Genomic DNA, 11,503 nt, shown 5'->3' with positions numbered 1-11,503 from the left:
TCAGCGCCGCCGTGACACGGTGGAGACGGCGCCTTCGTGAGGTGTTTGCGCCGTCGCCATGCGGCAGGGTCAGTGCCGTCGAGACATTCGGTGCGGTCCTGACGGGAGAACCCGCCGCAACGCTTCGGGCGACTCAAGGCCCCGCGTCAGAGGGGGCGGAAGCAGAGGCAGCGGCGGCGTCCTGACTGCACGCGCGACACAGCCCGAAGATCTCGAGCTGGTGGCTGACGGCGGTGAAGCCGTGCTCGGCGGCGATGCCGGAGGCCCAGCGTTCGACCGTCGGGCCCTCGACCTCGACGGTGCGTCCGCACCGTCGGCACACGAGGTGGTGGTGGTGCGTGGGGGAGCAGCTGCGGTAGACGGCTTCACCGTCGTCGGTGCGCAGCACGTCGACGGTGCCGTCCCCGGCGAGCGCCTGCAGGGTGCGGTACACCGTTGCGAGGCCGATCGTCTCACCGTCGGCGCGCAGCTTCGCGTGCAGATCCTGCGCGGAGCAGAACTCGCCGCAGCCGTCGAGCCTCTCGGCGACGGCGCGCTGCTGGCGTGTCGGTTTGCGCGCACTCATCGGACATCCGTCCAGACTCGTCGAAGCTCGAAGCGTCCTGCGCTGTCACACCGCATCATGCGTGCCTTTCGAGGTCTCGACGGCGGGTCGGTGGGCGTCCCAGTGGTCGCCGTGCGGCGCGTGGAACTCACCGTCGTGAAGGTAGTCGACGTGGTCGCCGTGAGGGACGGACGGGTGCCCGCAGCCCTGCCGGTGCTCGTGCGCGTGGTGCGCCACCCGTCGCGCCTGACGAGCGCGCACGGCGTGCACGGTCATCGCCACGAACGACGCGAGCAGGAACAGCGCGATCGCCGCGAGCACGACGGTACCGCCGGGCGGGGTGTCGAGGTAGTACGCGCTGGTGACGCCCAGCGCACCGCTGAGGCAGCCCACGACGACGGCTGCGGCCGTCGTCTGACGGAAGCTACGACCGATCAGCTGGCCCGTCGCGTTGGGCAGGATCATGAGCGCCGAGATGAGCAACAGGCCGATGACGCGCATCGACAACACGACCGTCACCGACGTCAGAATCGACAGCAGCAGATTGAGCGGCACGACGGGCAGCCCCACGGCCCGCGCGTACTCCTCGTCGTTGGCGACGGCGAACAGGCGCTTGCGCAGCACCGTCGTCGCGCCGACGGCGACGAGGGCGAGCGCGCCGAACTGCCACAGCTGGTCGCTCGTCGTCGTGAGGATCGAGCCGAACAGGTACTGACTGATCGACGTCTGCCCCGCGTTGTCGGCGCGTGAGAGCAGTACGACGCCCGCCGCGATACCGCCGTAGAACATGACGGCGAGGGCGACGTCGGCGTTCGTCGTCCCGCGCAGGCGGATGAACTCGATGATGCACGCCGCGACGACGGCCGCGATGAGCGCCGTCAGGATCGGCGAGGCGTGCAGGAGCACCCCGATCGCGACGCCGGCGAGCGCGACGTGGCCGATGCCGTCACCGATGAGCGACAGCCGTCGTTGCACGAGGAACACCCCGACGGACGGCGCGGCCGCCCCGACGAGCAGCGCGGCGACGAACGCGTATCGCATCGCCTCGAGGACGAACAGGTCACCCACGGTGGCCTCCGATCAGAGCGTGGAAGGGAGCGACGGGACGCACGGGCGCCCCATCAGAACACGTAGCGAGCGACTCAGCCACGACGATCCCCCTCCCTGAATCGCCCGTGATCGGGCGCGAACCTGGCGTCGTCGAAGGGTCCGCGCGCGTAGCCCGGCGCGTGGTGCGGCAGGTCCTCGGCGTGGTGGTCGTGGCCGCCGAGCGACGCCCCACCGAGCGACGCGCTGACGCGCTCGCCGTAGCGCGCGGGCGGTCCGTCGAACGTCACGGCGCCGTGCGCGACCTCGACGATGCGCGTGACGATGCCGTGCAGCGCCTCGATCTCGTGCGTGACGATGATCATCGTCACGCCACTCGCGGCGAGGCGCTCGAGCACCTCGGCGAGTACCTCCTGACTGGCGGTGTCGACGCCGGCCGTCGGCTCGTCCATGACGAGGATGTCGGGCTGCGCGGCCAGCGCGCGGGCGATGAGGACGCGTCGGTGCTGACCCCCGGAGAGGGTGGCGACGTCGTCGCGGGAGCGATCGGCGAGCCCGACCTCGGCGAGGGCCGCGGTGACGAGCCGGCGATCCACGGCGTCCGCGCGTCGGTACCAGGGCCGGTGCGGCAGGCGACCCACCTCGACGACCTCTTCCACCGTCGCGCGCACCGACGCCGACAGCGTGTGCCGCTGCGGCACGTAGCCGATGCGCGTGCGCGCCTTGAACGAAGATGCGGGCGTGCCGAACAGCTCGACCTGCCCGCTGACGTGGTCGTTGAGGCCGAGGATGCCGCGCATCAGCGTCGACTTGCCGGAGCCGTTCGGCCCGAGAACCGCGATGATCTCGCCGGGGTTCACCTCGAGCGAGACACCGCTGACGACCGCGCGGCCGTCGTAGCCGAACGCGGCGTCGCGCAGTCGCAGGATGGGGGAGACGCTCACGAGCAGCCCTGGCCCTTCTTCAATGTGGCGAGGTTGGATCTCATCACGGCGAGGTAGTCGCTGCCCTTGCTCGCGTCCGTCAACCCTTCGATCGGGTCGAGGACGTCGACGCGGGCGCCGGTCTGGGAGGCGATGGTCTGAGCCACCTTCGGCGAGACGAGGGTCTCAGCGTAGATCGTCGTCACCTTGTTCTTCTTCACGTAATCGCTGATCGACGACAGCTGCGCCGGCGTCGGCTCGGCCTCGGGGGAGACACCCGACGCGCCGCGCTGCGTCAGCCCATATCGTGCCGCGAGGTAGGCGAACGCCTCGTGGCCGGTCACGATCGTCCGGTTCGTGCAGTGAGCGAGGCCGCCACGGTACTCGGCATCGAGGGCATCGAGATCCTTGACGAGTGACGCGGTGCGCGTGTGGTATCCGTCGGCGTGCTCGGGGTCGTCCTTGGCGAGCCGGTCACCGATCGCCTGGACGACGGCCTTGTAGCGCACCGGGTCGAGCCAGAAGTGCGGGTCGGAACCGCCGGCATGGGAAGCGTGCTCGTGCTCGCTCTCGTCATGGTGGCCCTCCTCTTCGGCTGTGAGGTCGAGGTCGGCCTGCGGCGAGACGTCGAGTGCGCGCCCGGCCTTGGCGCTCGAGGCGACGGCGTCGTCGACGCTGGCCTGGAAGCCCTTCGCGTAGACGATGAGGCCGGCGTCCGCGACGGAGGCGACCTGGCGGGGCGTGAGCTCGACGTCGTGCGGCTCCTGGCCGGCCTTCGTCAGGTTCTTGACGGTGACGTCTGGTCCGCCGATGCGTTCGAGCGCGTACTGCATCGGATAGAAGCTCGCCAGTGTCTGGACGCGGCCGTCGTCGGTGCGCCCGTTCTCGGAGCCGCAGGCGGTGACGCCGAGCCCCAGGGCGGCGGTGAGAGCAACGGTGAACGAGCGACGCATGAACATGACAATGATTCTCACTCAAAGTGAGAATCATTGTCAAAACATGGGGTTACCTCGGGAACGCCAGCACGATCGTCACGCCCAGCGTCAGCACGATGACGGCGGCGCGCGCGAGGCGGTCGAGCGGGCGCAGCTGCTGCCACGACAGGTACAGCAGCCAGGCGAGGAAGGCGGTGACGAGGCCGAACGCGACGGCTCCGACGACGCCGCGCACCGCGATGCCGACGATCATGAGGACGGCGAGGACAGCGAGGATGACCCACTGCGGCAGGCGCGCCAGCGCCCCGATCGCCGGGTCGGAGGCGTGCATGGCCTTCGCGCGGCTCGTGCTGACGGAGACTTCGGGTCGTGGTTCGTTGCGTGACACGGCACCAGGGTAGTGGGCGCGGGCCGGGTGCTGCTCCAGTCGTCATGTCGCCCGCCTTGCGCGCGAGTGGGACACTGGAAGGCGATGACTGTTCTCGAAGCCCCTCCCGCACCCGGTGCGCTCGTGCGCGACCCGTCGGCGCTGCCGCCGCTGCAGATCGGACGGCACACCATCACCTCGCCCGTCGTACTCGCGCCGATGGCGGGCATCACCAACCGTGCGTTCCGGCGCCTGTGTCGTCAGTACGGCGATGACGGCTCCGTCGCCGCGGGTGCGAGCGGCGCGACGTCGCTCTACGTCAGCGAGATGATCACCTCGCGCGCTCTCGTCGAGCGCGTTCCGCTCACGATGAAGCTCATCGAGACCGACCCCGACGAGAACCCGCGCTCCATCCAGCTCTACTGCACCGACCCGCTCAACGCCGGCAAGGCGGCGCGCATCCTCGCCTCGGAGGGCCGTGCGGACCACATCGACCTCAACTTCGGCTGCCCGGTGCCCAAGGTGACGCGCAAGGGCGGCGGTTCCGCGCTGCCATGGAAGACCGAGCTGTTCCGCGGCATCGTCAGCGCCGTCGTGCGCGAGGCGAGCCCGTACGACATCCCCGTCACCGTCAAGATGCGCAAGGGCATCGACACCGATCACCTCACCTACCTCGAGGCGGCGCGCATCGCCGAGGGTGAGGGCGTCGCGGCCGTCGCGCTGCACGCCCGCACGGCCGCACAGGCGTACTCGGGCCACGCGGACTGGTCGGCGATCCGCACCCTCAAGGAGACCGTGACGAGCATCCCGGTGCTCGGAAACGGTGACATCTGGTCGGCCGAGGACGCCATGCGCATGGTCGCCGAGACAGGCTGCGACGGCGTCGTCGTCGGGCGCGGCTGCCTCGGACGGCCCTGGCTGTTCACCGACCTCGCCGCGGCCTTCGCCGGTTCCGACGCCCGCGTCGACCCGACGCTCGGTGAGGTCTGCGCGACGTTGCGCCGCCACGCGGAGTACCTCGTCGAGTTCTACGACGACGAGCTCAAGGGCTGCCGCGACATCCGCAAGCACATCGCCTGGTACTTCAAGGGCTTTCCGGTCGGCTCGCAGCTGCGTCATCAGCTCGCGCTCGTCGACTCCCTCGCCGCGCTCGACGACCTCGTCGCCGGGCTCGACCTCGACGCCCCGTGGCCCGGCGCTGCGGCGGACGGGCCGCGCGGTCGCGCGGGCAGCGAGCGACGCGTCGTCCTGCCCGACGGGTGGCTCGACACGCAGGAGCTCACCGCCGAACAGGCCGCCTGGGTGGCCGAGGCGGAGGCGGAGAACTCCGGGGGCTGACACGCCAGGCGTGTCACGGATCACATCACCCCGGTAGTTCATCGCCCCGTTGCACGCTCGGCATCCAGGAGGACTACCGTGGAGAACAAAGCGTCGCGATGCGGCGCGCCAGCAACACGACACATCAGCGCGTAAGGGGCATGTGGTGAACAACGTGGAGGGCGCGAAGAGCGCATCCGATTCCGTCGACGTCCTGCTCGTCGGCGGCGGCATCGTCAGCGCGACGCTCGGTGCCATGATCCGGCGGGTGCACCCCGAGTGGTCGCTCACCGTCTTCGAACGTCTCGACGAGGTCGCCCTCGAGAGCTCGAACGGCTGGAACAACGCGGGCACCGGCCACGCCGCGCTGTGCGAGCTCAACTACACGCCCGAGGCGGCCGACGGCAGCGTCAACATCTCGAAGGCCATCGCGATCAACGGCCAGTTCCTCACGACGAAGACGTTCTGGGGTTCCCTCGTCACCGAGGGCGCGATGCGTGAGCCGTCGACGTTCATCAACAACACGCCGCACATGGCGTTCGTGCGCGGCGATGCGAACCAGAAGTTCCTGCGCGAGCGCTTCCGCCTCATGAGCGAGCACCCGTTCTTCCACGACATGGAGCACTCGGAGGACTACGGCCAGATCGAGCAGTGGTCGCCGCTGCTCATCGAGGGCCGCCCGGCCGGTGAGAAGATCGCCGCGACCTACGCCCCGAGCGGCACCGACGTCGACTTCGGCGCCGTCACCCGTCAGCTGTTCGAGGACTTCGTCGCCCGCGGCGGCGCACTCGAGCTCAAGCACGAGGTCACCGACATCGAGCGCAATGCCGACGGCTCGTGGAACGTCACCGTCAAGAACCTGCGGGACGGCGCGACGCGCGTCGTGCGCACGAAGGTGCTCATGCTCGGCGCGGGCGGTTACACGCTCAAGCTGCTGCGCAAGGCCGGGGTGCCCGAGGTGAAGGGCTACGGTTTGTTCCCCGTCTCCGGCACGTTCCTGTCGACCGAGAACCCGGCCGTCACCGCCAAGCACCAGACGAAGGTGTACGGCAAGGCCGCCGAGGGCGCGCCGCCCATGTCGATGCCGCACCTCGATGCACGCATCATCGACGGCCAGCGCACCGCGCTGTTCGGCCCGTTCGCCGGTCTCGTGCCGAAGTTCCTCAAGGAGGGCTCGGTTCTCGACCTCTTCCAGTCGCTGCGCACCGACAACGTGCTGCCGATCGCGACCGCCGGCCTTGAGAACCTCGGCCTGACGAAAGTGCTCGCGCAGGATCTGCTCGCGAACCAGGCCAAGCGCATCGAGGCGCTGCACGACTTCGCGCCGACGGCCGTCTCGGACGACTGGAAGCTGTTCACCGCCGGCCAGCGCGCGCAGATCATCAAGCCCATCTCGGGCACGAAGGGCACGCTGCAGTTCGGCACCGAGGTGATCACCTCCGCGAACGGCACGATCGCGGGTGTGCTAGGCGCGTCGCCGGGTGCGTCGACCGCCGTCCCGATCGCGCTCGACATCCTGCGTTCGTCGTTCAAGGACGAATGGGAGCGTTGGGAGAACGAGCTGCGCAGCGTCATCCCGATGCTCGGCACCGACGTTGCGAGCGACCCCAACCGCGCGCTCGAACTCGAGGCCGAGGCTGACACGAAGCTGGGTCTGCCCAAGCGCGGCTGACCCACGCTGACACGACGAACGGCCGGCCCCTGCACGAGCGGGGGCCGGCCGTTCGCGTCTGTCACGGGTGGGGCAGCGAAGGGTGCGAGATCGCCGAGGGGCGCGACGGCTCGGTTCAGTCGCGTTCGACGGGTCGTTCGGGGTCGCTGATCCAGTCCGACCACGACCCGATGTAGACCGCCGGGTCGTCGAACACGCCGCTCACCTCGAGCGCGAGCGCGAGCGCGAGATGCGCGGCCTGCACGCCGGAGCCGCAGTAGACCCCGACGCGTTCATGACGTGGGATGCCACGCGCGGTGAAGCGCGTGGCGAGGTCGTCGCTCGTGAGAAAGCAGCCGTCGGCGCCGATGTTGCTCAGCGCCGGGATGTTGACGGCGCCGGGGATGTGCCCGGCGACCGGGTCGATCGTCTCGTTCTGGCCGGCGAAGCGGTCGGCGGGGCGGGCGTCGACGAGCAGGTGACGCGCGGCGAGCTCCTCCGCGCCGTCGGCATCGACGAGAGTGAGGTGGCGGGGCGTCGCGATGAAGTCACCGCGTTGCGTTGGCGTCGGATCGCCCCCCTCGAGCGCCCCGCCGGCCTGCTTCCACGCGGCGAGACCGCCGTCGAGCACCTGCACGTCGAGCTTGCCGAAATAGCGCAGCAACCACCAGCAGCGGGCCGCGGCGAGGCCGTTCGCGGCGTCGTAGACAACGACGGGCACATCGTTGCGGACGCCGGCGGCGCGCATCGCGTCCTGGAACCGATCGAGCGACGGCATCGGATGACGCCCGCCCGCGCCGTCGTCGCTGACCGCGTCGCTGAGGGCGTCCTCGAACTCAACCCAGCAGGCGCCGGGCAGGTGTGCGTGCAGGTACGCCTCGTGCATCGAGGGCTGCCCGAGCGCCCACCGCACGTCGAGCAGGTGGAAGCGTTCGCCGGCTTCTAGGCGTGCGGCGAGTCGGTGAGCTGACACGAGCGGGTGCGGCAGGTGCGTCATGCTGTCAGCGTAGCGAGCCGGGGCCCGGCGTGGCGCCCGATGCGACGGCTGTTGTCGGCGTCGTGTGGCACGCTTTAGGCATGTGCCGCAACATCCGCCCGCTCAACAACTTCGCGCCCCCCGCGACTGACGAGGAGGTGCGTGCCGCAGCCCTGCAGTACGTGCGCAAGATCGGCGGCTCGGCCAAGCCGTCGAGCGCCAACGAAGCCGCCTACGAGCGCGCCGTCGACGTCATCGCGCAGGCCTCGCGCGAGCTGATCGACTCTCTCGTGACGAGCGCGCCGCCCAAGGACCGCGAGGTCGAGGCGAGCAAGGCGCGCGCCCGCGCGGCGCAGCGCTACGCGGCGGTGGCGAGCTGATGGCCGACATCATCGTCGAACCCGTCGGCGAGGCCGAGCAGACCGTTCTCGACGGCTGGCTCGATGACGCGGCGCGCTGGAACATAGACGTCACCGACGTCGCGACGATCGACGCGGCGTACGAGAGTTACGTCGACCGGGTCATCGCGCAGGACGAGACCGAGCGCGAGGATCCGACGCCGTTCGTCGCGATGATCGGCTTCGCGCTGGGGCAGTGGTTGACCCTGGAGACGGTGCTCGAGTGGCGGGTCATCACGGACGCCGAGGGCCGCGACATCGGGCTGTCGCTGCCGGACGAGTCGAGCATCATGTTCCCGAGCGACTTCGTCGCCGATGCCTGGAACGAGATGCAGCGCGACTGGCTCGCCGACTGGGCACGCGACCTACGCACGCAGCTCGAGGTGCTTCGCTGAGCACGTACGCGGCGCGCGATCGGGAGCGCTTCGTCGCGGAGGATCGCACCCGCAAGCGCAGTGATCGTGACGACTTCGCGCGCGATCGAGCGCGCATCGTGCACAGCGCCTCGCTGCGGAGGCTGTCGACGAAGACGCAGGTGTGGCAGGCCGGGACGGACGACTTCGTGCGCAACCGGTTGACGCACTCGCTCGAGGTCGCGCAGATCGGGCGCGAACTCGCGGACGCGCTCGGTTGCAACTCGGACGTCGTCGACGCCGCATGTCTCGCGCACGACATCGGCCACCCGCCGTTCGGGCACTTCGGCGAGAGCGTGCTCGACGCGCTCGCGGCCGACATCGGCGGGTTCGAGGGCAACGCGCAGACCTTCCGGCTGCTGACGCGCCTCGAGGCGAAGCGGCACACCTCGGGAGGGCGCTCCGTCGGGCTCAATCTCACGCGCGCGACGCTGGATGCGGCGACGAAGTACCCGTGGCGCCGTGGCGAGGGCCCGGCGGGCACCACGAAGTTCGGTGTCTACGAAGACGACGCGGACGTCTTCGCGTTCGTGCGCACCGAGGCGCCGGCACGCACGTGCCTCGAGGCGCAAGTCATGGACTGGGCCGACGACGTCGCCTACAGCGTCCATGACATCGAGGACGCCGTCGCGGCCGGTGCGCTGGAGTTGCGGGCGTTGCGCTCGCCGGCTGAGCGTGCCGGCGTCATCGCCGCGGCGCGCGCCCGGTACGCGCCCGATCTGAGTGATGACGCGCTCGCGGAGGCCTTCGACGCCCTGCTGCACGACGACCTGCCGGCATCGTTCGTCGGTTCGCGCCGCGATCTGGCGGCGTTGAAGGACATGACGAGCAAGCTCATCGGCCGTTTCGCAGCGGCACCCGAGGACGCCACGCGCGCCGCGTACGGCCACCAGCCGCTCGCGCGGTACGACGCTGTGCTCGTCGTGCCCGACGACGTGCGTGCACAGGTCGCGGTCCTCAAGGGAATGTCGGCGCACTTCGTCATGTTCACGCAGGCACGCGAGGCGCAGCACCGGGTGCAGCGCGAGGTCGTCGAGTCACTCGTCGCCCGTCTCGTCGCTGATCCCGAGCGCATGGACGTACCTTTTCTCGACGACGCGCGCGCCGCGGCCGACGATGCCGGCGTGCTCCGCGTCGTCATCGACCAGGTCGCGTCGTTGACGGACGGGCGAGCGCTCGCGGAGGCGGCGCACGCCCCGTCGTGACGATCGGATGGGGTTGTCGGTGGCCGCGCCTACACTTACGGTGCGTGCCGAGCCGGCCGTGGCCGGGCATCGCGTGAGGTGGGAAGGAGTGACGTGGCGGGGCTGATCAAGGCAGAGGACATCGCTGCCGTGAAGGATCGCGTCAACATCGAGGACGTCGTCTCCGAGCACGTGACGCTGCGGCGCGCGGGCGCCGGTTCGCTCAAGGGGTTGTGCCCGTTCCACGACGAGAAGACGCCGAGCTTCACCGTGCGTCCCGCCGTCGGTGTCTATCACTGTTTCGGGTGCGGTCAGTCGGGTGACGTCATCTCGTTCGTCATGGAGACCGAGCACCTGTCGTTCACCGAGTCCGTCGAGCGCCTCGCCGCGAAGGCCGGGATGGTGCTGCGTTACGAGGAGGGCGAGCGGCCCGACCGTGAGCCGCCGGGGCGGCGCATGCGGCTCGTCGAGGCGCACCGCGTGGCGGAGGAGTTCTACACCGAGGCGCTGCTTCGCGACCCGTCTGCCCGCGCCGGGCGGGATTTCCTGCGCGCCAAGGGTTTCGACGGCAAGGCCGCGCAGCACTTCGGCGTCGGCTTCGCGCCACGCACCGGCGACGCGCTGACGGCGCACCTGCGCGCCAAGGGTTTCAGCCCCGAGGAGATGACGACTGCCGGGCTCGTCGGTCAGTCGTCGCGGGGCCTCTACGACCGGTTCCGTGGCCGCGTCGTCTGGCCGATCCGCGACATCACGGGCGACACCGTCGGCTTCGGCGCGCGCCGCATCTTCGAAGACGACCGCATCGAGGCGAAGTACCTCAACACGAGCGAGACGCCGGTCTACAAGAAGACCCACGTCCTGTACGGGTTGGACCTCGCGAAGAAGACGATCGCGCGCGAGCGACGCGCTGTCGTCGTCGAGGGCTACACCGACGTCATGGCCGCGCACCTCGCGGGCGTCGACAATGCCGTCGCGACGTGTGGCACGGCGTTCGGCGTGGATCACATCAAGTCGTTGCGTCGCATCATGCGTGACGAGGCCGGGGGCACCCCCGCGCGCGTCATCTTCACGTTCGACGGTGACGCCGCCGGCCAGAAGGCGGCGATGAAGGCGTTCGACGAGGATCAGCGCTGGGCGAGCCAGTCGTTCGTCGCCGTCGCGAAGGACGGGATGGACCCGTGCGACCTGCGCCTGCGCCAGGGCGATGAGGCGGTGCGCGGTCTCATCGAAGACGCGGTGCCGATGTTCGAGTTCGCCGTGCGCACGACGATCGCGGGGTTCGACCTCGACCACGCGGAGGGGCGCGTCGCCGCCATGCGCGCGGTGGCCCCCATCATCGCCGGCATCCGTGACCAGACGCTGCGGCCCGAGTACGTGCGCACGGTCGCCGGGTGGATCGGAGTCGAGATCGAGCAGCTCAGCGCAGCCGTGCGCACCGCGCCGCGCGGCAAGCTGAGCGAGCGACGCCCGCCGCGGCGGGAGGAGTCGCCGGCCGCATCGCGGCAGGGTTCTCAGCAGCCATCGTCGGGCCCCGGCGGTGGGCACCGCGAGGGCCAGAGCGTGTCGGAGGCCGCTGAGCCGCAGCGTCCGAGCATCCCGAAGCCGAACCCGCGTGATCCGTCGATCGCGGGGGAGCGGCAGCTGTTGCAGGTGATGCTGCAGTACCCGGAGTCGTTGAAGGGCACCGTGTTCGATCAGCTCGTACCGGGGGACTTCAGCGCGCCGGCGCACCAGCTCATCCTGGCGGC

Annotated in this window: 12 protein-coding genes; 6 read left to right on the top strand and 6 right to left on the bottom strand. The window is 70.1% G+C overall.

What is annotated here, in order from left to right; all coding sequences use genetic code 11:
* Window positions 1-133 precede the first annotated feature (133 nt).
* The 5 genes from B2284_RS11820 to B2284_RS11800 form a co-directional block, all read right to left on the bottom strand.
* On the bottom strand, window positions 134-565 hold the full coding sequence (locus B2284_RS11820; RefSeq protein ID WP_006944276.1) for a Fur family transcriptional regulator: 432 nt from the start codon (window positions 563-565) through the stop codon (window positions 134-136).
* A gap of 45 nt (window positions 566-610) precedes the next feature.
* Complete coding sequence (locus tag B2284_RS11815) at window positions 611-1,612, bottom strand: metal ABC transporter permease (protein WP_006944160.1); 1,002 nt, start codon at window positions 1,610-1,612, stop codon at window positions 611-613.
* Between the two features lie 74 nt (window positions 1,613-1,686).
* Complete coding sequence (locus B2284_RS11810; RefSeq protein WP_006944281.1) at window positions 1,687-2,535, bottom strand: metal ABC transporter ATP-binding protein; 849 nt, start codon at window positions 2,533-2,535, stop codon at window positions 1,687-1,689.
* The gene (locus tag B2284_RS11805; RefSeq protein ID WP_040014392.1) at window positions 2,532-3,473 is read right to left on the bottom strand and encodes a metal ABC transporter substrate-binding protein; all 942 of its coding nucleotides are present in this window, start codon (window positions 3,471-3,473) and stop codon (window positions 2,532-2,534) included. Before B2284_RS11805 ends, B2284_RS11810 begins: the two co-directional genes overlap by 4 nt.
* Window positions 3,474-3,519: 46 nt before the next feature.
* Window positions 3,520-3,837 carry a DUF6703 family protein gene (locus B2284_RS11800; protein ID WP_006944183.1) on the bottom strand — a complete coding sequence of 106 codons (318 nt, stop codon included), beginning with the start codon at window positions 3,835-3,837 and terminating at the stop codon, window positions 3,520-3,522.
* Window positions 3,838-3,921: 84 nt separating this feature from the next.
* On the opposite strand from B2284_RS11800, the gene dusB reads away from it, so the two are divergent.
* Window positions 3,922-5,154, top strand: a complete 1,233-nt coding sequence (gene dusB / locus B2284_RS11795; RefSeq protein ID WP_006944180.1) for a tRNA dihydrouridine synthase DusB — start codon at window positions 3,922-3,924, stop codon at window positions 5,152-5,154.
* Window positions 5,155-5,308: 154 nt separating this feature from the next.
* Complete coding sequence (gene mqo, locus B2284_RS11790; protein WP_074045632.1) at window positions 5,309-6,805, top strand: malate dehydrogenase (quinone); 1,497 nt, start codon at window positions 5,309-5,311, stop codon at window positions 6,803-6,805.
* Window positions 6,806-6,920: 115 nt separating this feature from the next.
* Here mqo and B2284_RS11785 read toward each other — a convergent pair whose 3' ends face one another.
* A complete protein-coding gene (locus B2284_RS11785) occupies window positions 6,921-7,781 on the bottom strand; it encodes a sulfurtransferase (RefSeq protein WP_074045593.1) in 861 nt (286 codons plus the stop codon).
* 80 nt (window positions 7,782-7,861) lie between these two features.
* Between B2284_RS11785 and B2284_RS11780 the strand changes: the two genes are divergently transcribed.
* From B2284_RS11780 to dnaG, 4 genes are all read left to right on the top strand, one after another.
* Window positions 7,862-8,140 carry a DUF2277 domain-containing protein gene (locus B2284_RS11780; protein ID WP_040014394.1) on the top strand — a complete coding sequence of 93 codons (279 nt, stop codon included), beginning with the start codon at window positions 7,862-7,864 and terminating at the stop codon, window positions 8,138-8,140.
* Window positions 8,140-8,553 carry a DUF3806 domain-containing protein gene (locus tag B2284_RS11775; protein WP_006944331.1) on the top strand — a complete coding sequence of 138 codons (414 nt, stop codon included), beginning with the start codon at window positions 8,140-8,142 and terminating at the stop codon, window positions 8,551-8,553. Before B2284_RS11780 ends, B2284_RS11775 begins: the two co-directional genes overlap by 1 nt.
* Window positions 8,511-9,776 (top strand): deoxyguanosinetriphosphate triphosphohydrolase, encoded by a 1,266-nt coding sequence (locus tag B2284_RS11770; protein ID WP_369815077.1) that lies wholly within the window; start codon window positions 8,511-8,513, stop codon window positions 9,774-9,776. Before B2284_RS11775 ends, B2284_RS11770 begins: the two co-directional genes overlap by 43 nt.
* Before the next feature lie 93 nt (window positions 9,777-9,869).
* On the top strand, window positions 9,870-11,503 hold a 1,634-nt coding region (dnaG, locus tag B2284_RS11765; protein WP_286697562.1), incomplete at its 3' end, for a DNA primase.

Source organism: Dermacoccus sp. UBA1591 (assembly GCF_002322065.1).
GTDB classification, from domain to species: Bacteria; Actinomycetota; Actinomycetes; order Actinomycetales; family Dermatophilaceae; genus Dermacoccus; species Dermacoccus nishinomiyaensis.
The sequence above is the reverse complement of the archived record's forward strand: the minus strand, read 5'-3'. Positions and strand labels throughout refer to the sequence as shown.